A 25,318-nucleotide genomic window follows, 5' to 3' on the forward strand; every position below is an offset into this window, starting at 1 on the left:
TTGAAAGGCCGTGTATTTGTCATTGGATTAGGGCTAATTGGCGGTTCCCTAGCGTTATGTATAAAAAAGGAACATAAAGAAACAACGATAATCGGATTTGATATAAATTCTGAGCAGGCACGCTTGGCAAAAATGCTGGGTGTAATTGATACCGCAGCCGAAAGCATCCAAGAAGGTGCTCTTTCGGCTGATTTAATTATTATTTCAGCACCTGTAAACGAAACAAAAGCCATCATTGAACTTCTGTCTGATCTACCATTGAATCCAGAAGTTATTGTGACAGACACTGGAAGTACAAAAAGAAAAATTGTTGCGAGTGCAAACAGTTTAAGAGAAAAAGGTATTACTTTCATTGGTGGCCATCCGATGGCTGGTTCTCATAAAAGTGGTGTTACAGCTGCTAAAGAAATTTTATTTGAAAATGCATTTTATTTATTTACTCCTGAAGGGCATATCGAAAATACCAGGTTGGAAAAATTGAAAATTTGGCTTAAAGGTACTAGAGCCAAATTTTTAACGATATCACCTGAAAACCATGATTTCCTTACCGGAGTCGTCAGTCATTTTCCACATATTATTGCTGCATCGATCGTGCGTCAGACGGAAAAATTGGCGTCAGAAGAGACGCTGATTCCACGTTTGGCAGCTGGGGGCTTCAGAGATATAACCAGGATAGCCTCAAGCAGTCCGGAAATGTGGAAGGATATCTTATTGAATAATCGGGAGATACTAATTGGTCTTCTCGATCAATGGCAAGCAGAAATGAATGGGGTTAAAAATTTATTGGAAGAAGAAAACTCTCAGGCCATTTTTCAATACTTTCAACAAGCGAAACAATTTCGCGACCGCCTGCCTGTTAGGGAAAAGGGAGCTATTCCGGCTTTTTATGATTTATATGTGGATGTTCCTGACTATCCGGGGGTTATTTCAGAAGTGACTGGTTATCTTGCCAAGGAAAAAATCAGTATTACCAATATTCGGATCATTGAAACGAGAGAAGAAATATATGGGATTCTTGTTATCAGCTTTCAAACAGAAGAAGATCGTGAAAGAGCTGAACAATGTATTGCCACTTATTCTAGCTACGAAACATCTATAGGGTAAAAAAGGTGATGTTATGAAAGATATACAATTACAAACGAACATAAAAGGCTTAATAGGGGAAATTGAGATTCCGGGAGATAAATCAATCTCCCACCGCTCCGTAATGTTTGGGTCAATTGCCCATGGAGAAACCAAGGTAACGAATTTCTTACTTGGTGAGGACTGTTTAAGTACAATTTCTTGCTTTAGAAAGCTTGGAGTGACCATTTCTGTTAAGGGTAACGAATTACAGATTATTGGAAAAGGCTTTGAAGGGTTAAATGAGCCAAACGAACTATTAGATGTAGGAAACTCTGGAACGACGATTCGCTTACTAATGGGAATTCTTGCTGGCAGACCTTTTTTTAATTCGCTAATTGGTGATAAATCAATTGGTAAAAGACCAATGACAAGGGTGACCAATCCACTAAAGCAAATGGGTGCACAAATAGACGGGCGCGAGAACGGTGCTTACACGCCTTTATCACTTCGTGGCGGTAAACTTAAGTCATTTACCTATGAATTGCCAGTTGCGAGTGCACAAGTGAAGTCTGCGCTTATTTTAGCCGGGCTTCAGGCTGAAGGGGAAACAACCCTTATTGAACCGGCAGAAACGAGGGATCATACAGAAAGAATGATCCGAAAGTTTGGCGGTGAAATTGAAAAAGACAATCTCACAATTAGGTTAAGAGGCGGTCAACAGCTAAAAGCAGCAACGATTCATGTTCCAGGTGATATTTCATCTGCAGCCTTTTTCCTTGTTGCCGGTGCGATTGTAGAAGGTAGTGAAATTACCTTAAGAAATGTTGGGTTAAACCCTACCCGAACCGGTATTATTGAGGTTATGCAAGCAATGGGCGCAGACATACATATTCAAGTACAGGATGAAAGTTCTTTTGAACCTGTTGGGGATATCGTAATTAAATGCTCTAAGCTTAAGGGGACGGTCGTGCAAGGAGAGATTATTCCAAGATTAATCGATGAAATTCCGATTATCGCCCTATTGGCTACTCAAGCTGAAGGGACCACAATCATTAAGGATGCGGAAGAACTGAAGGTGAAGGAAACAAATCGGATTGACACGGTTGTTAATGAGTTAAATAAATTAGGTGCCTCCATTGAAGCAACGGAGGATGGCATGATTATTCACGGAAAATCTGAACTTAAGGGTGGAAAAGTGTCCAGCCATGGTGACCACCGAATCGGTATGATGCTGGCAATTGCTTCGCTGTTATGTAAAGAAGAAGTGAATCTTGAAAATCCGGAAGCAATCTCCGTTTCCTATCCGAACTTTTTTGACCATCTACATTCACTTATCAAGTAAAAAGCTGCCCTCGTGCAGCTTTTTTATTTCATAAAAATATGGATGGAATATTTCTTAAAATCCCACATAGCTTGTCTTATAGACAAGTAAAAGGGGTGATTTTATGACCTATATCATCGAAAATGCCAATATTCTAAAGGATAACCAATTGCAAAAACGCTCCCTGCTTATTAAAGAAAATAAAATTGCCTCAGTTCGAACAGATTTTAACCAATACAAATGGATGAAAATGAATGCAGAACCCTACATTATGACCCCTACCTTTGTCCTGCTAAACAACCAAATCCCTTATAAGGGAACCTTTCAAGAAATGAAAAAATACATGACCGAAGAATTTTTATTAAAAGGCTGTACAACAATTCTAACCTGCGTAAATGTTTCCTACGAAAGAGAAATACCTGAAAAAGTACGAGAGATCAAGACTGCCCTTATGGGAAGCCCGGTAGACTTTATTATTAGTGTGAAAATCCCGATAAAAAAAGTCACACAATCATTTATCAGAATCTGCAAAAGAGAAAGGATACCGGCTATCTTTGTAGAAATAAATAAGACAGAAGAACTTGAGGAAATTCCATGGGGGTGGATAAGGGATGCTTTATTTCCTTTTAATTGCCCTTTAATCCCGGTAATATCCTCACCAGCCAAAAAAGAAGCCAAAGATTTCTTGAGTAAATGGAAAATGGTGATGATAAAAGAGAAAATCCCATGTCTTTTTGAGGAATTGGATGAAAACGAACCACTACCAGCCATGGTTTTAAATAAAATAGGTCTATATCCACAAAGAGCAAGTTTAATGCATGGGGCTGAGGTAAGCTATAACCTATATTTAAAGGCTAGAGAAATCAAGAATGTTGATGAAGTGAGTTTATTTCATTATCATGGTGATAGACTTGTAGTGACAATTCATAAAGGAAAGGTTATTCGTTCAGGGGGAGAGGTTTTATATAGACCGGGGAATGGAGAATATGTTAAAGTGAAAACCCCATCTTTTTTTACTATTTAACTGAACAGCCTTGGAACGAGAGGATAAGAGAATGGACCGCATAAATAAAATTATTCAAATGTTGGAAAAAGGTCAACATAAAGAAGCATTAACTGAATATAATGTTGTATTAAACAGCGGCATGTCTGACGAAAAATTCCTTTTAGCGGAGGAGTTATACCAATTTGGGTTTTTAGAAGAAGCACAAGCTCTAGTTGAAAATCTTTTAGAGATTTATCCCGAAGAAGGTGAACTTCTGGTTCTTCTTGGTGAGATCCTAGTTGAAGCTGGTGAAGAGGAAAGAGCGATTCTTGTTCTTGAAAGAATAACCGAACAAGATCCAAATTATGGACAATCGTTATTATTACTTGCCGACTTGTACCAAGTTCAAGGGCTTTACGAGGTTTGTGAAAGAAAGCTATTAGAAGCAAAGAAAATTTTACCTGAAGAAGTGATAATCGATTTTGCACTAGGGGAGCTTTATAGCGAACAGGGTGAAATCATCAAGGCAATGGCCGCATATGAAATTGTATTAAAAGAAAAAAGTATGATTGCCGGTGTTAATATTTATCAACGGATGGCCGAGCTGTTAAGCTCCTCAGGTGCCTTTGAAGAAGCTTTGACCTACTATGATAAGGCACTCGATGAAAAGTTAGAAATTAATACCCTTTTTGGTTATGCATTCACTGCACTCCAGGCAGATTACAATCGTACAGCAATCGAGAAGTTTGAGGAATTAAAAGTGCTTGACCCCGAGTACCACTCCTTATATTTACATCTTGCAAAGGCATACGAACGTGAAGAAGAACTGGAAAATAGCTTCCGCACCATTCATGAGGGGATTAAACAGGATGAATTTAACAAGGACCTCTATTTTTATGGTGGGAAAATAGCGATTAAACTGGGTAAAACAGACAAGGCCGAGCAACTTTTTCGGGAGGCGCTTGCATTAGATCCAGGTTTTATAGAAGCAGCCCTGACGTTAAATAAACTGTTTATTCAACAAGAGCAATATGAGGATGTAATTGATTTAATTTCCCAGTTGGATTTTGAGGAAGACGAAGAACCCCAGTTTTTATGGGATGCCGCCCTAAGCTTTCACAGATTAGAGGAATTTTCATATGCATTAGACAAATATGAAGCAGCATATACTTTTTATAAAAACAATCCAGACTTTCTTCGAGATTACGGATATTTTTTAATTGAAGAAGGAAAAACGGACACTGCTGCCGAAATTTTTAAACAGCTGCAAAAACATGATCCAACAAATGAAGAGTACATCGATTTACTTGAACGTTTTAAAGGTACAGAAGATTACTAATAAAGCTGAAAAGCGCAGAGGAGGGAAACTTTTATGGCAACCCCTGTATCTGTCAACGAGAAAAAGGACTTTATTCGCTGGTTTTTAAATCATTATCAACTAAAGAGAAGAGAATGTGTGTGGATCCTTAACTATTTAATGAGCCACGATCAATTAATGGAAAAGGTTCATTTTGTCGAGCAAGCCCAGTATTGCCCACGAGGATTGATTATGTCTACCCATTGTGTTGATAAAGTACCGTTTCGCTTTTATAAAGAAAATGTGATGACAACAGATGCTGAGAAGTCTTTTCACGATATCCGCTTAAATCGTGACGAAGAAATTTTTATTCAATTGAACTTTCATGCATCGAATCAGGCACATCAATATGCAGCTGTACTGGAAGAAAACCCTTTTGTACCGAAACACCTTCAGGAAAATGAAAAAGACGGGATAATTGCAGAACAATTTCTTCAAAAGAGTATCGAACGCTTTCAGAGGGAGAAACTGCTCCAATTAATTGACGAAGCGTTAGACAAACAGGATCAAGCAGCTTTTCATGAGTTAACCGGAAAATTAAATAACCTAAAAAAAATCGAGCAAAAAGGTGGCTTGCTATAAGCAGGCCTTCTTTTTTTTGTCATTCAACGTAAAATGTTGATGTTGATGATGAAAATGGTATGATGGTAGTAGTGAGATTAAAGGCTGGTGTTGAAAAAATGAAATGGATACCGAAAGACATTGAAACATTTTTAGGCGCAAAAGAATACATAGACACGGCGATTATCCCGATTTACTCTGTTTCCTTGGGGGATGAGATGAAAGACTCGGCAGCAAGGCACGAGTTTATAACCTTGCTTACAGGTTATTTGGAAAGACAGTTTACCGGAAGAATTTTATTATTTCCTCCTTATACATACTTAAAAAATGAAAAAAATGAAAATACTATGAATGAATTAAAAAAATGGGAGGAAAATATCAAAAATAGTGAAATAAAACATATTTTTTTCATTACATCTGAATTTGAATGGAAATCGCAAGAAGAAAAACTTAATGGTTCGTTAATTTGGCTTCCTTCGATTCCACTCGAACATATGGACGAGACTCAGAAGGTATCGATCATTGATTCACAGGTCAAACAGCTAGTAAACCTATTTACTGAAAAGTGGCACAAAAATGACTAATTCTTTACGGTAATAATATGTTTTTAAAATAGTATGATATTGACCTTGCTTGAAGATTGATATATCATGGTTATGTCCTAGTTTTATATGTGTTTAATAAATGTCCGTGTGGACTAAAATTTTAGAAATAGAGGGGGGATATGAATGAGTAAGAATCGCGTTACAAGACGCCAATTTTTAAGCTACACATTAACCGGTGTAGGTGGTTTCATGGCTGCGGGGATGTTAATGCCAATGGTCCGTTTTGCTGTGGATCCAGTTTTAAAAGCCGATGCAGGCGGTGAATTCATACCAACAAAGCAAAAGGCGGCAGATTTAACAAGCGAGCCAGTTCGTGTAGACTTTACCTTTAAGGAAAAGGATGCATGGTATGAGTCCGAGGTTACCAATACTGCCTGGATTTATAAGGACGATAGTGGGAAAATTGTTGCTCTTTCACCAATTTGTAAACATTTAGGCTGTACGGTTAACTGGAATACGGATAAAGCACATCCAAACCAATTCTTTTGTCCATGCCATTTTGGACGATATGAAAAGAATGGTAAAAACATTCCTGGAACACCGCCGCCACAACCGCTTGATCTTTATCCTGTAAAGGAAAAAGACGGGTTTATTCTTTTAGGTAAAGCACAACCACGGACGGAGGTGTAATAATTGTTAAACAAAATTTACGATTGGGTAGATGAACGTTTAGATATTGCGCCTTTGTGGCGGGATATTGCAGACCATGAAGTACCTGAGCATGTAAACCCAGCGCATCATTTTTCTGCGTTTGTATATTGCTTTGGAGGTCTAACGTTTTTTGTAACCGTAATTCAAATTCTCTCTGGTATGTTTTTAACAATGTATTACGTACCGGATATTAAAAATGCTTGGGAGTCCGTTTATTACCTTCAAAATGAAGTAGCATTCGGACAAATCGTACGCGGAATGCACCACTGGGGAGCTAGTTTAGTCCTTGTAATGATGTTCTTACATACGTTACGTGTCTTTTTCCAAGGTGCGTATAAGAAACCTCGTGAACTTAACTGGATTGTCGGAGTACTAATTTTCTTCGTCATGCTTGGATTAGGTTTTACAGGATACCTATTACCTTGGGATATGAAAGCGCTATTCGCTACAAAAGTAGGTCTTCAAATCGCCGAGGCCACACCATTTATTGGCTCTTATATCAAAGTATTGCTTGCGGGGCATGAACACATTGTAGGTGCTCAAACCTTAACCCGTTTCTTTGCGATTCACGTGTTCTTCCTGCCTGGAGTATTATTTGGTTTAATGGCTGCCCACTTCGTTATGATTCGTAGACAAGGGATTTCAGGCCCACTTTAATACTCAAATGATAATGAAGAACTTGTAACTATTTTTTCACTTTTACGAAAAAAGGAGGGGATCGCTCGATGCATAAAGGTAAAGGTATGAAATTCGTAGGTGACTCACGTGTGTTAGCACCAGAGGCACGTAAAAAAATGCTGCCAAAGGATTACTCAGAATATCCTGGTAAAACAGAAGCATTCTGGCCTAACTTTCTATTAAAAGAATGGATGGTTGGGGCAGTATTCCTTGTCGGTTTTTTATGTTTAACAATTGCACACCCGGCCCCGCTAGAAAGAATTGCGGATCCGACTGATACAGGCTATATCCCATTACCGGACTGGTACTTCCTCTTTTTATATCAATTACTGAAGTACTCATATGCTTCAGGTCCATATACGGTTATCGGAGCATTGGTTATTCCAGGACTTGCTTTCGGAGGATTATTATTGGCTCCATTCCTGGACAATGGTCCGGAGCGTCGTCCATTTAGACGTCCGGTTGCAACAGGCATGATGTTGCTTGCATTAGCTGCTACGGTATTCTTAACATGGCAATCAGTTGCCACTCATGACTGGGCTGCAGCAGAACGTCAAGGTAAAATTGTGGCGAAAGTTGAAATTGATAAGTCAAATCCGGGATATGAAGTATTTAAAAGCCAAGGCTGTATTAACTGTCATGGTGAGAACCTTCAAGGCGGTGCAGGAGCACCAGCACTTACTGCCACTGGTTTAAAACCAGAAGAAATTGCAAATATTGCAAAAAATGGTAAAGGTGCAATGCCAAAAGGTATCTTCAAAGGTAATGACGAACAACTTAAACAGCTTACTGAATTTATTTCAGGTCTTGGAGAAAAATAATAGAGAAAAGAAAAAGCTGGCGGTTTCGTCAGCTTTTTTATTGATATCTAAAAAATTTGTTAGGGGGAAAATAGGTGGGATGGGTCTATCCTCTTCTGGCTAATCGCTCGGTTCTTAAGCTTCTGCTGGTTGTTAATGTTATTGGGACTGTTTATGGCTATTATTGGTATGGATGGCAGCTAAAAGAAACACCGGCAAAATTTTTAATTTTTGTTCCTGACAGTCCAACCGCAAGTTTATTTTTTGTGATTGTCCTAGTAGCATTTCTAATGAGAAAAAACTGGCCATTAATTGAAGCTTTGGCGATTGTTACTCTTTTTAAGTATGGAATTTGGGCAGTGGTCATGAATATTCTAGTTTATTTTGTTGAGGGAGAACTGAGTTGGGCAGGATATATGTTAATTTTTTCACATTTTGCTATGGCTGTTCAAGGATTATTATATGCACCGTTTTACCGTTTAAAATGGTGGCATGTAATTGTGGCCGCGATATGGACTTTACATAATGATGTGATTGATTATGTCTTTTTCATGCTTCCTCGATACGAAATGTTAGATCGATACATACCTGAAATTGGATACTTTACTTTTTGGCTATCTATTTTGTCCTTAGGCATTGCCTATTATTTATGTGTCCGTCCAAACCACTATAAGCTTGAAATAAAATAAAAGTAACATATTAAAATTTGGTCTATCCTTGTCCAACCGTTCATACATTTTATTAGTAATGAAAGGGGGGGACAAGGATTGAAATTTAAATGTTTTTTATTTTTTGCAATGGTTTTGCTGCTCGCTCCCATAAGCGTTCATGCTGAGCAAACTTCACCGATGGAACAGCTTGATGATATTTCTGATGAAGCACTTCAAATGGTGAAATTTCATAGATATGATGATGCTAAAAAGCTGCTTAATTATTTCTCTGATCAATTTACAAGTTTAAAAAATAACCAACAGCCGTTAACAGTGGACGAGCTAAGAATTATAAATACTTCACATGATGAAGCACTGGAAGCTGCAGCAAGCCCGGACATGAAATATGAAGAACGAATTAATAAATTAACAACATTCCGTCTGGTAATTGATGCGATTGGGACAAGCAATAGACCGCTTTGGACGGAAATGGAAGGCCAAATTATGAACTTCTTCCACCAGGCTAAAGAAGCAGCACATAAAGGTGATTCTGCTGATTTTCATTACAATTTTAATAACTTTCTCTCTCTTTATAATGTCATCTATCCGAGTATGAAAGTGGATGTTAATGCAGAAAATATACAAAAGATTGATGCCCGTATTCATTTTATTGATGAATATCGTTCTCAGATCATAAGTGATTCGAAAAGCCAAAAAGAACTGGACGTCTTAGATTCTGATTTAAAAAATCTTTTTGAAAATATGGATGAGGATGAGGCAGACCCGTCTTTATGGTGGGTTATTATCTCGACAGGAAGCATCATTATAGCAACCTTATCTTATGTCGGTTGGAGAAAGTATAACGGTGATAAAGAAATGAAAAAAGGACGCTCCAGGGATCGAAAAAATTGACGAATTGATACGGCAACAGTAAACTGATAAGCAACAAGAGATAAAATGGAGGTTCATCATGTTTTACCTAGTATATTTTGCAATAATCGTCTTGATTCCATTATGGGCTCAGCTGAAGGTGAAAAGTACTTTTGCAAGATATTCACAAGTCCCTTCTACCACATATCGGACTGGTGCGGAGGTTGCAAGAGAGATATTAAATGCCAATGGTTTATATAATGTGGGAATTGAGCAGGGACATGGATTTCTAAGTGATCATTATGATCCAAGAACGAAAACTGTTCGATTATCACCAGAAAACTATCACGGCCATTCATTAGCCGCTGCCGCAGTAGCTGCACATGAATGTGGTCATGCCGTTCAAGATTCACAAGGGTACGCTTTTTTAAGATTTCGCCATGCCCTCGTACCGGTAGCGAATATTGGTTCTAATTTTTCTTGGGTACTGATTATGATAGGGATATTTGCTCATCTGAGCGGGATGTTGCTTTTAGGAATCATTTTTATGGCAGCAGCAGTCCTCTTTCAATTAATTACACTGCCTGTTGAGTTCGATGCATCCAGCCGCGCTATGAAACAAGTCGTTTCTTTAGGCCTAATTCGCAATGATGAAGCTAAGAAAACTCGTAAAGTTCTCAATGCAGCAGCTCTAACCTATGTGGCAGCAGCAGCCGTAGCAGTACTAGAATTACTCAGACTTGTCCTCATTTATACAGGAATGACTCGGAATAATGATGATTAAAAAACAATGTCCGTTATCGGACATTGTTTTTTTAGTCTACGATTGGCATTTTATTTTCGTCTAATGTGAATCCTTCACCATGGACATCATGAACAATGCTGACAGATATGAAGGCATGTGGATCGATTGCCGTTACTAAATTTTTTAAACGGACAATTTCATTTTTTGCAACGACACAATAGAGGACATCCCTGTCATTTTTCGTATAGGAGCCATACCCTCTTAAGGCAGTAACACCCCGCTCCATTTCCTCCATAATTTTTTTGGCAATTTCTTCGTTTTTTTCTGATATGATCATTGCACCTCTTGCAGTATAAGCGCCTTCCTGCATAAAGTCTATCACTCTTGCACCAACAAAAACCGCGACTAACGTATACATAGCCTGGGTATATTTTAGGTATGTAAGCAAGGATAAAATAATCACACAAGTATCAAACATGAACATGGTTTTACCCATATTCCAACCAATATACTTTTGAACAAGTCTGGCGATGATATCGACTCCTCCGGTAGTTCCTCCTGATCGAAAAATAACACCCAGTCCAATTCCCGCAAATACTCCGGCAAATAAGGCTGCCAATGTTAGGTCATGTTCTAGTGGCATATTGATTGAGTATCTTTGAAAAATCCATAAAAATATCGAAACACCAACTGTTCCGATAATGGAATAGATAAATGCGTTTCTCCCGAGTATTTTCCAACCGATTAGAAACAGAGGGATATTTAAAATAAGATTCGTATAGGATGGGTCCCATTTAAACAAAAAGTATAATAAAAGTGTTATACCGGTAAAGCCGCCTTCGGCCAATTTATTTTGCATATTAAAATTGACAAGACCAAATGACATAATGGCGGTACCTATTAAGATGAAAAGGATATTCTTTATTTTAAGGCCAAAAATCATCAAATCTCCCCCTTTTTTTCCAATATTTTTCTCTCTATCAATGTTTTTTATTATATCCAATTACGATTGGAAGAGCAATCCTATCAGAAAGTTCCAACTTTCAGCAAAAATATTTGTAAAATAGCCTTATTTTAGCTACTATGAATAGCAGTAAGACACTTAACAGAGGTGAAAAAGATGTCGAACGGAAAGTCGATGAAGGACCTGCAAAATGAGGTTCATCAATACATAGGTCAATTTAAAGAAGGATATTTCAGTCCATTAGCGATGCTGGCAAGGATGACAGAAGAACTAGGTGAACTTGCGAGGGAAATCAATCATTTTTATGGTGAGAAGCCCAAAAAAGACAGTGAAACAGAAAAAGCCATTGAGGAGGAGCTTGGCGACTTGCTGTTTGTGTTAATTTGTTTCGCTAATTCTTTAAATATAGATTTAGAAGATGCTCATGATTATGTAATGAATAAATTTAATACAAGAGATAAAAATCGCTGGACAAGAATTAATTCAGAAAATGGAGAGTGAGTTCAATGGAACAAATAAAAGTAATTATTGCCGGACCGCGTGGAAGAATGGGAAGAGAGGCTGTAATGCTGGCAGCGAATACGGAGCATTTCGAGTTGGCAGCCGTGGTCGATTATAAATATGATGGGAAGCAGCTAAATGACATACAAGGCTTTGAGCTTCCAATTGAAGTACCGGTCTTCGGGAACCTTGAATCCTGTTTACAAAATATTAAAGCGGATGTGTTAATCGATTTAACCACACCAGAAGTCGGCATGCATCATACAAAAACTGCGCTTCAATACAACGTTAGGCCTGTGGTTGGAACAACTGGGTTTTCTAAAAATGACTTAGAAGAACTGGAGAGAATATGTACTGAAAAAGAAATAGGCTGTATCATTGCACCTAATTTTGCAATTGGTGCTGTTTTAATGATGAAGTTCTCACAAATGGCGGCAAAATATTTTCAGGATATTGAAATTATTGAACTTCATCACGACCAGAAACTTGACGCGCCATCGGGCACAGCTGTTAAAACGGCTGAAATGATTGCCGAAGTAAGAGAGGCAAAGAAGCAGGGGCATCAAAATGAGAAAGAAACCATTACAGGTGCAAGAGGTGCCGATTTTGATGGAATGCATATTCACTCGGTTAGACTCCCTGGTTTAGTTGCACACCAGCAGGTTTTATTTGGGTCTGATGGACAAACCTTAACGATAAGACATGATTCTTATAATCGCTCCTCTTTTATGTCCGGAGTGAAGGTAGCTGTAGAAACAGTGATGAACCTAAAAACATTTGTGTATGGTCTTGAAAATATTTTAGAATAGGAGGTCTGGATATGAATATTGCCTTAATCGCTCATGATAAAAAAAAGAATGATTTAGTTCAATTTGTTACAGCCTATCAGACAATTTTTGCAAAGCATACCTTGTTTGCAACAGGTACAACCGGATTACGAATTAATGAAGCTACAGGATTGGAATTAACCCGATTTAAATCCGGGCCTCTTGGTGGCGATCAGGAGATTGGTGCGATGATTGCAAAAAATAATATGGATGCCGTTTTCTTTTTTCGCGATCCACTAACCGCACAGCCGCATGAGCCTGATGTAACTGCTCTTGTTCGGCTTTGTGATGTTTACTCGATTCCGCTTGCAACGAATATGGGTTCTGCAGAATTATTAATCCGTGGATTGGACCAAGGATTGCTTGAGTGGAGAAATGTGATGAAAAATGGTGAGAGCAATGGAAAATAAGTCTTTAGATATTCTAGCATTTGGCGCTCATGCCGATGATGTCGAGATTGGCATGGGAGGGACGATTGCTAAATTTTCTGAGCAAGGAAAGCGAATTGGGATTTGTGATTTAACGGACGCGGGACTTTCTTCGAATGGAACAATAGAGCTCAGGAAAAAAGAAGCAGCGAATGCTGCGGATATCCTTGGGGTAGCCTTTAGAACATCACTTTCCCTGCCGGATAGAGGGTTATATGTAACCAGTGAATACATAAAATTGATTGCCGGGGTCATAAGGCAATTGAAACCTAAAATTGTCTTTGCCCCATATTTTGAAGATCGCCATCCTGATCACGGAAATTGTGCACGCCTAGTGGAGGAGGCTGTTTTTTCTGCAGGGATCCGCAAATTTATAACTGATCAGGGTGAGGCACCGCATCGGGTTGAGAGAATGTATTTTTATATGATTAATGGTTTCCAAAAACCGGATTTTACCACTGATATCTCGCAGCAAATCGAGAAAAAACTCGAGGCATTAAGGGCATATAAAAGTCAATTTGAACGAACGGAAGAAAGCTTCGATACACCACTAACGAATGGATACATTGAAACAGTTGAGGCAAGGGAAAAAATGTTTGGGAAACTTGTTGGTGTCCCTTTTGCTGAAGGATTTAAGTCGAAAGTTCCTCTTCTCATTAATCATGATTTATTAGGAGAGTCAAGATGAGGAAACTTAAAATTGGAATTACCTGTTATCCGACAGTAGGCGGTTCGGGTGTTGTTGCAACCGAGCTTGGAAAAATGCTCGCCGAGAAAGGCCATGAAATCCATTTTATTTCATCGAGCATGCCTTTTAGACTGAACCGGATGTACCATAATATTTATTACCACCAGGTTGATGTAAATCAATATTCTGTGTTTCAATATCCACCCTATGATCTTGCTTTAGCAAGTAAAATGGCCGAAGTAGCTAATCGAGAGAAATTGGATTTACTTCATGTTCATTATGCAATTCCACATGCTGTTTGTGCGATCTTAGCTAAACAAATGAGCAATCATGACATAAAGATAGTTACCACTTTGCATGGAACGGACATAACGGTTTTAGGCTATGATCCATCCTTGACCGATGCGATTAAATTTGGCATTGAAAAGTCAGATGCCGTGACGGCTGTCTCAAATGCATTAATTAGTCAAACCTATGAACTGATTAATCCGGATAAACAAATTGAAACAGTTTATAATTTTATCGATGAGCGTGTCTATCAAAAAAGTGATGTACAACATTTGAAAACTGAATTTCAAATAAAAGAATCGGAAAAGGTAATCATTCATGTTTCCAATTTCCGTGCTGTAAAACGGGTTCCGGATGTTGTAAAAACGTTTGCGAAAATTTCCGAAGCCCTGCCTGCTAAATTACTATTAGTTGGTGACGGTCCGGAAATGACGAATGTTTGTAAGCTCGTCCATAAATTAGGTGTAGAGGACCGTGTTCTCTTCTTAGGAAAGCAAGAAAGCCTTGAAGAATTATATTCTATCAGTGATTTAAAGCTCTTATTATCCGAAAAGGAAAGCTTTGGTCTAGTTGCACTTGAAGCAATGGCTTGTGGTGTCCCATGCATCGGGACAAATGTTGGCGGTATTCCTGAAGTGATTGAACATGGAAAAACGGGATTTTTATGTGAATTAGGAGATATTGAGGATATCTCTAGTAAGGCTATTCAAATTTTAAATGATGAACATCTCCATGAAGCATTTTCCTTAAGAGGAATAGAAACGGTTAGAAATAAATTTAATGCTAATAAAGTCGTTGAACAGTACGAACAATTATATTTTAAACTTTTGAATAAAGGTGAAGTGTATGATTGAGCCTTTTTTAACTGCCCTGCCGGTACTTAAAAAATTGGTAGACTCGGGTTACGAGGCTTATTTTGTCGGGGGATCGGTACGGGATTTTCTTTTAGGGAAGCCAATTAGTGATGTTGATATTGCGACATCCGCGACACCGGATGAAGTGAAAAAGGTTTTTCCGAAAACGGTTGATCTCGGAATAGAACATGGAACCATTCTTGTTTTATATCGGGATACATCTTATGAAATTACAACTTTTAGAACCGAATCTGAATATCAGGACTTCCGAAGGCCAAAAGAAGTCTCGTTTATTCGAAACTTGGAGGATGATTTAAAGCGTAGAGATTTTACGATGAATGCCATCGCAATGGACCAAAGTGGAAAGCTAATCGACCCATTTGACGGCCAAAAGGCAATTTTGAAAAAAATTATTCAGACTGTCGGATTAGCAGAGGAAAGATTCCAAGAAGATGCGCTAAGAATGATGAGAGCAGTCCGCTTCATGAGCCAGCTATCCTTTTCAATTGAATCGCAAACATTGTCAGCGCTCGAAAACCTTGCTTCCCTGCTAGATAAAATTGCGGTAGAACGGAAACGGGCAGAGTTTGAGAAACTTCTGCTCGGCCCAAATTGTAAGGAAGCTATCAACGTTATGCTTAACACAGGTCTATATCTCTATCTGCCAGGTTTAGATAATCAGAAAGAACAACTAAAAAAACTTCCCCGTTTGAATTGGGACAGTTTGACAAAAAATGAAATGTGGACGCTTGTACTTTATTGCCTGAATTTTGATGGAAAAGAAGTTGAAAGATTTTTAAGGAATTGGCGGATGGCCCTTAAAGATATTAGAGAAATTCAGCAAATCATTTTTTTTCTCTCTTCTCGGCTAAACAAAGAATGGGAGCTTTATGATTTGTATTTGGCGAAACGGGACACCATCATATCAGTTGAAAAGCTTTTTCAGGTGATAGATGGAACGAAGGAAGTTCAAATAATTAACAATTTGATACAATGCTACGACAGCCTCCCTATAAAAGAACGGGGAGACCTCATGGTCAGTGGGAACGATTTGCTTGAGTGGTGCAATCAAAAACCCGGACCTTGGTTAAAAGATGCTCTTTTAACTATTGAACAAGCTATTGTCGAGGGAAAAATAATCAATGAAAAAAACAAAATCAAGGAGTGGCTGATGGAGTGCAATCAGAAATAAGAAAAGAATTGCTGGATGCCTTCACAAATGCTGGTGAATCCTATTTATCAGGACAACAATTAGCAGAATTGATTGGCTGTTCCAGAACGGCTGTTTGGAAGCACGTGGAAGAACTTCGTAAGGAGGGCTTTGAGCTTGAAGCAGTTCGACGAAAAGGGTATCGAATTTTGAAAACTCCTGAGAAGATAACGGCAGATGAAATCAGGCTTGGGTTAAAAACAGAATACATCGGCAGGAATATCTATTATGAGGAAAGTGTGGAGTCAACGCAAAAGATTGCCCACCGATTAGCAAATGAAGATGTTCCAGAAGGTACGACCGTCATAGCAGAAGAGCAGTTATCTGGAAGAGGAAGAATGGAAAGAAAATGGCATTCTCCAAAGTATACAGGAATCTGGATGAGCCTAATCCTTCGCCCGAATATACCGTTAACAAAGGCACCCCAGTTGACACTGTTAACGGCTGTAGCAGTGGTACAAGCAATAGAAGAGATTACAGGCTTAACACCCGAAATAAAATGGCCAAACGATATCTTAATGAACGGGAAAAAGGTAACTGGAATTTTAACCGAGCTTCAAGCGGAAGCAGACAGAATTCACTCTGTTATTATTGGGATTGGAATCAATGTGAATCAGAAAAAAGATGATTTTCCGATAGAACTGCAGGAGACGGCAAGTTCTCTTTTGATTGAAAAAGGCGAGCCGATATCCCGCGCAGAATTAATAAAAAGTATTTTTTTGTATATAGAAAAATGGTATGGCCTCTATTTAGAGAAAGGCTTTTCTGCAATTAAGCTGCTTTGGGAAAGCTATGCTGTTAGTATTGGCAAACATCTTAAAGCCCGCACTTTAACAGAGGTAATTGAAGGGAAAGCACTCGGAATAACGGAAGATGGTGTATTACTCTTAGAAGACGTGAATGGAGACATCCGACATATTTATTCTGCAGATATAGAGCTTTAAAATCTTTAGTTGCACATTTCGTATATTTTGTTATAATTCCATTGGGCAGTATCAAATCAGAACTGCACCTGTAGATTTAAAAAACATATAATATTGGATTCTGCCTAGATCCGAAATTTCGGACCGGGACAGAGGGATGAACATAAACAAGAGTAACAATGATCCTCTCTGCCTTCAGAAGGATCTTTTTATTTTCGAAAAGATACTCTTTACGTTTACTCACCTCTTCCTAATACAAGGAGGTACGATGATGAAGCAAACGACTGAATTTCTGAAAATGAAACAAAACGGAGAAAAAATTGTCATGTTAACGGCCTATGATTATCCTTCCGCTCAACATGCCGAGCAAGGAGGAGTAGACATCATTTTAGTTGGGGACTCATTAGGTATGGTTGTCCTCGGGTATGACTCTACTATTCCCGTAACCCTTGATGACATGATCCACCACACAAAAGCGGTTAAACGAGGAGCTAAAGACACCTTTATTGTCGCTGATATGCCATTTTTAACGTACCATCTATCACTACATGAAACGCTGAAAAATGCCGGCAGATTGATTCAAGAAACAGGTGCACATGCGGTAAAGATTGAAGGAGCAGATGATGTTATTGAAAAAATAGCTGCCCTTACCAAGGCTGGAATCCCAGTTTGCGCCCATTTAGGGTTAACACCACAATCTGTAGGCGTATTAGGTGGATATAAGGTTCAGGGCAAAGATGCCCATGCGGCGATTAAATTGCTTGAAGATGCAAGAGAATGTGAACGTGCAGGAGCATTTGCCGTTGTTTTAGAATGTGTTCCAAAGCAGCTTGCACATGAAGTTGCAAAAGAATTGAACATACCTGTGATTGGGATTGGTGCAGGGCAAAATGTAGATGGACAAGTCCTTGTATATCATGACGTCTTAGGATATGGTGTTGAACGGGTACCTAAGTTTGTAAAGAAATATTCAAATCTAAATCCATTTATTACGGAATCAATCCAAGCCTATACCGAAGAGGTTAAATCGAACAAATTTCCGGAAGATCAACACTCCTTTACAATGAAAGAGGAAGAACTTCAAGGTCTTTATGGAGGAAAACAATGAGGGTTATTCCAGCTGTCAAAGAAATGCAAGCAGAGGTCTTAAATCAAAAAGGACAAGGAAAATCGATCGGCTTTGTCCCAACCATGGGTTTTTTGCATGAGGGTCATCTCAGTCTTATAAAAAAAGCGAGAGAAGAAAATGATCTGGTTGTATTAAGCATATTCGTTAATCCACTTCAGTTTGGTCCAAATGAGGACTTTTCCACATATCCCCGCGATTTTGAACGGGACCGGGAATTGGCGGAGAGTGAGGGGGTAGATTTTCTTTTCTACCCCTCTGTTGAGGAAATGTATCCGAATCCTTCATCCGTTACCTTAGTGGTTCAGAAACGCACGGACGTACTATGCGGAAAATCCCGTCCCGGTCATTTTGACGGGGTGGCAACAGTTTTGGCGAAGCTTTTCCATATTGTGCTGCCAACAAGGGCTTATTTCGGGAAAAAGGATGCCCAGCAAGTGGCAGTTGTTGAGGGGCTAATTACCGACTTAAATTTCCCAGTTGAATTAGTACCCGTTGATATTGTTCGAGAAGCAGACGGGCTTGCTAAGAGCTCAAGGAATGTAAATCTTCTTCCGGAAGATAGAAAGCAGGCAGTTGTTCTTCATAAAAGCTTGATGCAAGCGAAAAAGGTGATGAATGAGGGGGAGAGAAACCCTTCTACACTAATCAGCTTAATTAAGGAAATGATTACTTCAGAGAGCAGCGGTCGTATTGATTATGTAGAAATATTGTCCTACCCGCAGTTACTTCCTTTAGAAAGATTAGAGGGGAAATTCATCATCGCATTGGCTGTACATTTTACTAATGTTCGTTTAATTGATAATTTCATTTTAGAAATAAATTAATCTGTACAATAGAAAAACAACCAAAGACCGGGAGGAGAACAATCATGTTTCGTACAATGATGAATGGAAAAATCCATCGCGCAACTGTTACAGAAGCGAATTTAAACTATGTGGGCAGTATTACCATTGATGAAGATATTTTGGATGCGGTTGGGATGCTTGCCAATGAAAAGGTGCAAATTGTCAACAACAACAATGGAGCACGTCTTGAAACCTATATTATTCCCGGCGAGCGCGGCAGCGGAGTGATTTGTTTAAATGGTGCGGCGGCACGACTTGTCCAAAAAGGGGATATTGTTATTATTATTTCCTATGCTATCGTTTCAGAAGAAAAATTATCTGAGCATAGCCCAAGGGTAGCCATCATGGATGAAAACAACAAAATAAAAGAATTGATACACGCTGAACCAGCGTTAACAGTGATGTAATCCCCTCTTTTGGGGATTTTTCTTTTTTGCGGTTCTTTTTATATAATAGTTTTAAATCTCATGAAATAGTTTCTTTTTCTTTTACCTTTTTTGTGATACCGTTTTAATGAACGAAGGTTTGAGGTGTAAATAATGTTAGATAATAAATATGTTGTTATAGATTTAGAAACCACGGGTAATCTTCCTAAAAAGGGAGATAGAATTATTCAATTTGCAGCTGTGGTCATTGAAAACGGTAAAATCACAGAAAAATTTTCATCACTGGTTAATCCAAAAAAGCAAATTCCGGCTTTTATTGAAGAATTGACTGGTATTCATGATGATATGGTAAAGGATGCTCCTGTGTTTTCAGAAATTGCCCCAAGGATAGAGAAAATTCTTGAAGGGGCTTATTTCGTTGCACATAATGTATTATTTGATTTGTCATTTCTTCAGGAAGAATTACAGCTTGCTGGTTTTGAAGGATTTTACGGATCTGTAATAGACACGGTGGAAATGGCAAGGATTCTGTACCCAACAGCAGACGGCTATAAGTTGTCAGATCTAGCAGAAAAAGAAAATTTACAGCACGACCGTCCGCATCAAGCCGACAGTGATGCCGAGGTAACTGCAGAATTATTCCTTATTTTGCTTAACAAACTGGCATCAATGCCCATCACAACATTAAGACAGCTTTCACAGCTATCAGGTGGTCTTAAAAGTGATTTACAGCAATTGCTCGACGAGTTACTCGTGGAGAAGGATCTTACTAAAGATGTCCTGCCAGAAGGGCTTGAAATGTTTAAGGGAATTGCCTTAAAAAAAGAAACTGCGAGGCAATCAGTAAATCGGGAAAAGGAGTCTCTTCATTATCCTGAACAAGAAGCGGAAAAAATCAAAATCATAAAGCAGGCCTTTGAAAACTTTGAAAATAGAACCGGTCAACTTACGATGATGGATGGAATTTATCAAGCGTTTCAAAAACAGGAGCATTTGTTGATTGAAGCGGGGACAGGAGTAGGAAAATCCCTTGGCTATTTATTACCAAGCGTATTTTATTCCAAGCAAATCGGACAGCCCGTTGTTGTGAGTACCCATACCATTCAGCTCCAGGAGCAGATTATTAAAAAAGAAATTCCAATGCTCGAAAAGATGCTTCCATTCAAATTCATATCAGTGCTTTTGAAAGGAAGAAGTCACTATATAAGCCTGGAGAAATTCAACGAAACCTTATTAGATGAAAACGATAATTACGATACAACTTTAACGAAAATGCAAATCCTGGTCTGGTTGATGGAAACAGACACAGGTGATAAAGATGAATTAAATCTTGCAAGCGGAGGATCTTTTTATTGGAATCGGATAAAAAATGACCCTGTTGTTTTTATACAATCAAATGAATGGCTTGAAAAGGATTACTATCTTCGGGCTAAAAAAACAGCTGAAGAAGCAAATTTAATCATTACAAATCATTCTTTACTATTAAGTGATCTTTCCACTGATGGGACCATTATGCCTAATTTTGATTTCTGCATTATTGATGAGGGACATCATTTTGAGAAGGTAGCCAGTCAGTTTTTTGGCTTTAGCTTGGATTATTTGTCCACTAGAATGCTGTTAAGCCAATTTGGTCACTATGAACAGAAGCAGCTTTTTTATCAATTTGAGGAATTGCTGCAAGTATCCGGCATCAAAGGGGAAGCGTTGACACATACATCTAAAATAAACAAGCTGGCAACAGATTTATTTTATGAAATGGATGATTTTTTTAAGCTGATTGCCCTATATGCCAAAAAGATGGGAAGTAACAAAAAGGGATTCATCCGAGCAAAGGTGCGCTTTTCAGACGAAGATCATGGAAAAGAGAAGTCAGCACTTGTCCATAGTGCAGAAAGATTTGCATTCTTGCTAAAGGATTTGCATTCAGCAATGATGGACAGATTAGCATGGATTGAGAATAAAAAAGATAAACTTACACAAGAGCATAGGAATATAATCGAGGAATTGATTTCATTCCTACATGATTTGGAAGAATTGAAGAATACTGTCCAATCATGTTTTATTCTAAAAACAAATTTTGTAAAATGGATGGAAGTAGACTATAGGTCTCCACAAAACGTAACAACCTTTTTAGCGAAACCAGCCTCTGTTGCGGTAGCGCTCAGGGAAAAGTTCTTCAATAAGAAGAAAAGCGTTGTTGTAACATCAGCCACCTTAACGGTTAACCATTCATTTGAATATATAAAGAAGGAGATTGGTCTACATTCCGCTTCTACTATGATGATTCCTTCTCCATTTGAATATGGAGATCATGTTCAGCTATTGATTTCTGAGGATTTACCTGAAATCAATTCTGTTTCACTGGATGATTATGTTGTAACCATTACAGAACATATTATTTCACTTTCGGAAGCAACAAAGGGAAGAATGCTGATTCTTTTCACAGCCTATGACATGCTGAAAAAGACATATGAACTCATAAAAGAAAGTGGTTTTTTAAGCGATTTTGCGATTTTTGCTCAAGGAATTACAAGTGGGAGCAGAACAAGGCTAACGCGAAATTTTCAGCGCTATGATAAGGCCATTTTACTCGGGACAAGCAGTTTTTGGGAAGGTGTAGATATCCCCGGAGAGGATTTATCCTGCCTTATTATTGTCAGGCTTCCATTTAGCCCGCCGGACGAACCCTTTACGGAGGCAAAATGTCAATATATCACCCAGCAGGGTGGGAATGCCTTTTCGGATTATTCTCTTCCGGAGGCGATTCTTCGTTTCAAACAAGGCTTTGGCCGATTGATTCGAACAGCTTCAGACAGGGGGATTGTCATTGTTCTTGATAAAAGGATTATCACTACGAAGTATGGCAATGCCTTTTTAAAGTCAATTCCCGCTGTTCCGGTCAAAAAAGGTAATATAGATGAACTTGTGGAGATTATTAATGAGTGGTTATGAAAGAAGGAATCTTCCTAACCAGTAAATTGGGATAAAATTTGGTAAAATTACACATCCTATAGATACTATAGGGGAGGGAATGTGTATGAGAATTTTACTAATCCTAATAACTCTATTATTACAGAATGCCACATTGGGTTTTGCCTCTTCATTAATCCCAGATGATTTTGAAAGTATCAACTTAAAATTGAAAGACCATGAAATGGCCGTATCTTTTTTGGGGTTAACAAACGGGGAGGCAACCCTTATTCAAGGCCCTAATGATGAAAATATATTAGTGAATACAGGTGGAGAGAGCGTAGAGTCAGAATTAGATGAATGGCTGCAGTTCTATGGAGTAAAAGAAATTAATTCTTTAATTTTAACAAATAAACAAGGATTAAATGAATCTCAAATTAATCATTTAATCTCCAAATATTTTATAAAAGAAATTGTGACAACCCGTGAAATTTCAAATCAATTGTCGGCTTATTTCCATGGTGCGAATTTAATTCCTATAAAGGTCTGGGGAGAAGGGACATCGAAACAGATTTTACCTGAGGTATTAGCAAACGTTCAGTTTGCAGGAAATGAACAAGATGAGGGGTTAGACTTTACTTTAAAGTTTTATAAACATCGTCTCTTTTTTATGACTTCATATAGTCCAAGGTCACAGGAAATGTTAATGAAAAAAAATCTCGGTGATATCAATGTCTTTAAGGTTCCAACGATGGTCGAGGACAATTCTTTATCTGAAAAATTAATTCATACGGTCAACCCACAAATATCGATTCTTTTTTCCGCAGAAAAAAACTCACCTGATATTGATATGATCCAGGATTTACAGGACTCCTGGTCGGAAGTATATTTTACAAAGAAGCAAGGTACTGTGACCATTAAATTTACAGAGTCAAACTATGAGGTATTTAACATCCCAATTGAAGGGGATGAATAAAGGCAAAAAATTAAACTAATATAGGGTAAATTAAAACACGAAACCGTGCACACCTGTTATAATAGTTGAAGAGTTTTCTGATTTGGCAATAAAGGAGGCAGGATATGGAGAGTAAAATTGAAGTCTTATCAACGGTTAAAATCCAGCATGGTCCGGATTTATATAAAATAGTCGATGCTCTTAATCGAACACTAAAGGAAAAAGACCTCATGTTTGGACTTGCCCTAGATCAAGAAGATAAAAATAAAGCGATTTTTACCATTTATCGTACATAGTGAAGTGATAACGTGAAAAAATGGATTGTAAGTCTCGTAGTAATTATATTAGTTTTTACAGGGATTTTGGTTAAAGTGTATGTAAAAGCCCAAGAACCCCTTAATACTGCAGAAAAAAAAGCCGTTGCTCTTGCTGAGAAAAAAGTTGCCATTAAAGAGGTGGATGACTTTCATGTCTATCATGGAATCGATACGGTTAATGTCATTGAAGGAAAAGCCAAAAACGGTCAAAAAATTATCGTTTGGATTCCTGAAAAGACGAAACAGATTATCGTAAGAAATGCAAAGACAGGTCTTACAAAAGAACAGGCAATAAAAAAGCTTTTACAAGAAAAAAATCCTGAAAAAATTATTTCTGTTCGATTAGGAATGGAGAAAAATATCCCTTTATGGGAAATTTATTACCGTTCAAAAAATAATTTAATAAATTATTATTACATTCACTTTGAAACAGGAGAATGGCTAAAAAAAATTGAAAACTTTTAGTATAGTTGGAGAATGGAGGAGAAGAAGTTGGTAAATCTTGCAAATCGGGTGTTGGCGCTAACGCCTTCATCAACATTAGCGATTACAGCAAAAGCAAAAGAATTAAAAGAACAAGGTGAAGATGTTATTGGATTAGGTGCTGGTGAGCCTGATTTTAATACACCACAGCACATTTTAGATGCAGCAACAGCGTCTATGCAGGCAGGTCATACAAAATATACTCCTTCAGCGGGTTTACCTGCACTTAAGAAAGCGATTATTGAAAAATTTGAAAAGGACCAAGGGATTTCCTATAAGGCAAATGAAATCATTGTTGGAAATGGAGCTAAACATGTTTTATACACCCTTTTCCAAGTGCTGTTAAATGATGGGGACGAGGTTATTATTCCAACTCCATACTGGGTCAGCTATCCTGAACAAGTAAAGCTTGCAGGAGGTGCGCCGGTTTATATTGAGGGTGCAGAAGAAAATCAATTTAAAATCACTCCTGACCAGTTAGTGAATGCCATTACTGATCGGACTAAAGCCGTTATCATTAATTCACCAAGCAATCCTACAGGTGTCCTATACACAGCGGAGGAGCTTCAGGAATTAGGAAAGGTTTGCCTTGAAAAGGACATCCTAGTTGTTTCAGATGAAATTTATGAAAAGCTTGTGTACGGTGATCATAAGCATATTTCAATTGCTCAAATTTCACCTGAACTAAAAGCTCAGACTATTATTATCAATGGTGTTTCCAAATCCCATTCCATGACTGGATGGAGAATTGGTTATGCTGCTGGTAACAGTCAAATTATCCAAGCAATGACAAACCTGGCAAGTCACAGTACATCGAATCCAACAACAACTGCACAATATGCGGCTATTGCAGCATATAACGGCACGCAGGCGCCTGTCGAGGAAATGCGTCAAGCCTTTGAACAAAGATTAGAAATTATTTATGATCAATTAGTTTCAATTCCAGGTTTTTCATGTGTAAAGCCACAAGGAGCCTTTTATTTGTATCCGAATGTGAAAGAGGCAGCAGAGCTTACAGGATTTAATAATGTGGATGACTTTGCAACTGCATTACTCGAAGAAGCGAAAGTTGCCGTTATCCCAGGCTCTGGTTTTGGAACGCCAGATAATATTCGTCTTTCCTATGCGACGTCATTGGATTTATTAGAAAAAGCAGTTGCCAGAATGCGTCAATTTGTTGAGTCTAAGCGTCAAGGATAATCTTTATTGATGAAAAAGTCTGCTAATGCAGACTTTTTTTACTTATAGTTTTCTTTACCAATGTTGGATTTCTAATACTTCTTACTACCATGGCCTGTTCATGTTATACTTAACAGGAGGTG

Annotated in this window: 28 protein-coding genes; 27 read left to right on the plus strand and 1 reads right to left on the minus strand. The window is 38.2% G+C overall.

Annotated elements, in window-relative coordinates:
• The 12 genes from ACFQZ9_RS19385 (at window position 1) to ACFQZ9_RS19440 (ending at window position 10,327) form a co-directional block, all read left to right on the plus strand.
• Complete coding sequence (locus ACFQZ9_RS19385) at window positions 1–1,104, plus strand: prephenate dehydrogenase (protein ID WP_498944974.1); 1,104 nt, start codon at window positions 1–3, stop codon at window positions 1,102–1,104.
• Window positions 1,105–1,117: 13 nt separating this feature from the next.
• Entirely contained in the window at window positions 1,118–2,407 is a 1,290-nt protein-coding gene (gene aroA, locus ACFQZ9_RS19390; protein ID WP_498944975.1) for a 3-phosphoshikimate 1-carboxyvinyltransferase, read from the plus strand.
• Between the two features lie 310 nt (window positions 2,408–2,717).
• Window positions 2,718–3,410 (plus strand): hypothetical protein, encoded by a 693-nt coding sequence (locus ACFQZ9_RS19395; RefSeq protein WP_498944977.1) that lies wholly within the window; start codon window positions 2,718–2,720, stop codon window positions 3,408–3,410.
• 31 nt (window positions 3,411–3,441) lie between these two features.
• On the plus strand, window positions 3,442–4,710 hold the full coding sequence (locus ACFQZ9_RS19400) for a tetratricopeptide repeat protein (protein ID WP_498944978.1): 1,269 nt from the start codon (window positions 3,442–3,444) through the stop codon (window positions 4,708–4,710).
• Between the two features lie 33 nt (window positions 4,711–4,743).
• Entirely contained in the window at window positions 4,744–5,310 is a 567-nt protein-coding gene (locus ACFQZ9_RS19405; RefSeq protein WP_026573268.1) for a ReoY family proteolytic degradation factor, read from the plus strand.
• 59 nt (window positions 5,311–5,369) lie between these two features.
• Window positions 5,370–5,873: a YpiF family protein gene (locus ACFQZ9_RS19410; protein ID WP_232489975.1), complete on the plus strand. Its 504-nt coding sequence runs from the start codon at window positions 5,370–5,372 to the stop codon at window positions 5,871–5,873.
• Window positions 5,874–6,017: 144 nt separating this feature from the next.
• Window positions 6,018–6,524, plus strand: coding sequence for a QcrA and Rieske domain-containing protein (locus ACFQZ9_RS19415; protein WP_026573266.1), 507 nt, complete (start codon window positions 6,018–6,020; stop codon window positions 6,522–6,524).
• A 3-nt stretch (window positions 6,525–6,527) separates the two neighbouring features.
• Window positions 6,528–7,202 (plus strand): menaquinol-cytochrome c reductase cytochrome b subunit, encoded by a 675-nt coding sequence (gene qcrB / locus ACFQZ9_RS19420; RefSeq protein WP_026573265.1) that lies wholly within the window; start codon window positions 6,528–6,530, stop codon window positions 7,200–7,202.
• A gap of 68 nt (window positions 7,203–7,270) precedes the next feature.
• Window positions 7,271–8,044, plus strand: a complete 774-nt coding sequence (locus ACFQZ9_RS19425) for a menaquinol-cytochrome c reductase cytochrome b/c subunit (protein WP_498944980.1) — start codon at window positions 7,271–7,273, stop codon at window positions 8,042–8,044.
• A gap of 74 nt (window positions 8,045–8,118) precedes the next feature.
• Entirely contained in the window at window positions 8,119–8,712 is a 594-nt protein-coding gene (gene lhaT / locus ACFQZ9_RS19430; RefSeq protein WP_198309013.1) for a lipoprotein heptaprenylglyceryl N-acetyltransferase LhaT, read from the plus strand.
• A 78-nt stretch (window positions 8,713–8,790) separates the two neighbouring features.
• Entirely contained in the window at window positions 8,791–9,585 is a 795-nt protein-coding gene (gene ypjB, locus ACFQZ9_RS19435; RefSeq protein WP_498944981.1) for a sporulation protein YpjB, read from the plus strand.
• A gap of 58 nt (window positions 9,586–9,643) precedes the next feature.
• Window positions 9,644–10,327 (plus strand): zinc metallopeptidase, encoded by a 684-nt coding sequence (locus ACFQZ9_RS19440; RefSeq protein WP_198309012.1) that lies wholly within the window; start codon window positions 9,644–9,646, stop codon window positions 10,325–10,327.
• A gap of 31 nt (window positions 10,328–10,358) precedes the next feature.
• Here ACFQZ9_RS19440 and ACFQZ9_RS19445 read toward each other — a convergent pair whose 3' ends face one another.
• Entirely contained in the window at window positions 10,359–11,231 is an 873-nt protein-coding gene (locus ACFQZ9_RS19445) for a YitT family protein (RefSeq protein WP_498944982.1), read from the minus strand.
• A gap of 177 nt (window positions 11,232–11,408) precedes the next feature.
• Between ACFQZ9_RS19445 and ACFQZ9_RS19450 the strand changes: the two genes are divergently transcribed.
• The 15 genes from ACFQZ9_RS19450 (at window position 11,409) to ACFQZ9_RS19520 (ending at window position 25,196) form a co-directional block, all read left to right on the plus strand.
• Complete coding sequence (locus ACFQZ9_RS19450) at window positions 11,409–11,753, plus strand: nucleotide pyrophosphohydrolase (protein ID WP_498944983.1); 345 nt, start codon at window positions 11,409–11,411, stop codon at window positions 11,751–11,753.
• Between the two features lie 5 nt (window positions 11,754–11,758).
• Window positions 11,759–12,562 carry a 4-hydroxy-tetrahydrodipicolinate reductase gene (dapB, locus tag ACFQZ9_RS19455; protein ID WP_498944984.1) on the plus strand — a complete coding sequence of 268 codons (804 nt, stop codon included), beginning with the start codon at window positions 11,759–11,761 and terminating at the stop codon, window positions 12,560–12,562.
• An 11-nt stretch (window positions 12,563–12,573) separates the two neighbouring features.
• Window positions 12,574–12,990, plus strand: a complete 417-nt coding sequence (gene mgsA / locus ACFQZ9_RS19460) for a methylglyoxal synthase (protein WP_498944985.1) — start codon at window positions 12,574–12,576, stop codon at window positions 12,988–12,990.
• The gene (gene bshB1, locus ACFQZ9_RS19465; RefSeq protein WP_498944986.1) at window positions 12,980–13,696 is read left to right on the plus strand and encodes a bacillithiol biosynthesis deacetylase BshB1; all 717 of its coding nucleotides are present in this window, start codon (window positions 12,980–12,982) and stop codon (window positions 13,694–13,696) included. The genes mgsA and bshB1 overlap by 11 nt, the downstream gene beginning before the upstream one ends.
• Window positions 13,693–14,838: an N-acetyl-alpha-D-glucosaminyl L-malate synthase BshA gene (gene bshA, locus ACFQZ9_RS19470; RefSeq protein WP_498944987.1), complete on the plus strand. Its 1,146-nt coding sequence runs from the start codon at window positions 13,693–13,695 to the stop codon at window positions 14,836–14,838. Before bshB1 ends, bshA begins: the two co-directional genes overlap by 4 nt.
• Window positions 14,831–16,030: a CCA tRNA nucleotidyltransferase gene (locus ACFQZ9_RS19475; protein ID WP_498944988.1), complete on the plus strand. Its 1,200-nt coding sequence runs from the start codon at window positions 14,831–14,833 to the stop codon at window positions 16,028–16,030. Before bshA ends, ACFQZ9_RS19475 begins: the two co-directional genes overlap by 8 nt.
• Window positions 16,015–16,992, plus strand: a complete 978-nt coding sequence (locus ACFQZ9_RS19480) for a biotin--[acetyl-CoA-carboxylase] ligase (RefSeq protein WP_198309004.1) — start codon at window positions 16,015–16,017, stop codon at window positions 16,990–16,992. Before ACFQZ9_RS19475 ends, ACFQZ9_RS19480 begins: the two co-directional genes overlap by 16 nt.
• Window positions 16,993–17,242: 250 nt before the next feature.
• Window positions 17,243–18,079: a 3-methyl-2-oxobutanoate hydroxymethyltransferase gene (panB, locus tag ACFQZ9_RS19485; RefSeq protein WP_198309003.1), complete on the plus strand. Its 837-nt coding sequence runs from the start codon at window positions 17,243–17,245 to the stop codon at window positions 18,077–18,079.
• Entirely contained in the window at window positions 18,076–18,924 is an 849-nt protein-coding gene (panC, locus tag ACFQZ9_RS19490; protein ID WP_498944989.1) for a 4-phosphopantoate--beta-alanine ligase, read from the plus strand. Before panB ends, panC begins: the two co-directional genes overlap by 4 nt.
• A gap of 44 nt (window positions 18,925–18,968) precedes the next feature.
• Window positions 18,969–19,352, plus strand: coding sequence for an aspartate 1-decarboxylase (gene panD / locus ACFQZ9_RS19495; protein WP_198309001.1), 384 nt, complete (start codon window positions 18,969–18,971; stop codon window positions 19,350–19,352).
• Window positions 19,353–19,484: 132 nt separating this feature from the next.
• The gene (dinG, locus tag ACFQZ9_RS19500) at window positions 19,485–22,283 is read left to right on the plus strand and encodes an ATP-dependent DNA helicase DinG (RefSeq protein ID WP_498944990.1); all 2,799 of its coding nucleotides are present in this window, start codon (window positions 19,485–19,487) and stop codon (window positions 22,281–22,283) included.
• Window positions 22,284–22,368: 85 nt separating this feature from the next.
• Entirely contained in the window at window positions 22,369–23,217 is an 849-nt protein-coding gene (locus ACFQZ9_RS19505) for a ComEC/Rec2 family competence protein (protein WP_198308999.1), read from the plus strand.
• A gap of 104 nt (window positions 23,218–23,321) precedes the next feature.
• Complete coding sequence (locus ACFQZ9_RS19510; protein ID WP_071353850.1) at window positions 23,322–23,492, plus strand: YpmA family protein; 171 nt, start codon at window positions 23,322–23,324, stop codon at window positions 23,490–23,492.
• A 12-nt stretch (window positions 23,493–23,504) separates the two neighbouring features.
• A complete protein-coding gene (locus ACFQZ9_RS19515; protein WP_198308998.1) occupies window positions 23,505–23,978 on the plus strand; it encodes a cell wall elongation regulator TseB-like domain-containing protein in 474 nt (157 codons plus the stop codon).
• 27 nt (window positions 23,979–24,005) lie between these two features.
• On the plus strand, window positions 24,006–25,196 hold the full coding sequence (locus ACFQZ9_RS19520; RefSeq protein ID WP_498944991.1) for a pyridoxal phosphate-dependent aminotransferase: 1,191 nt from the start codon (window positions 24,006–24,008) through the stop codon (window positions 25,194–25,196).
• Window positions 25,197–25,318: the final 122 nt, after the last annotated feature.

The sequence above is a fragment of the Neobacillus sp. GCM10027624 genome, assembly GCF_042675345.1.
Lineage (GTDB): Bacteria > Bacillota > Bacilli > Bacillales > Cytobacillaceae > Neobacillus > Neobacillus cucumis_D.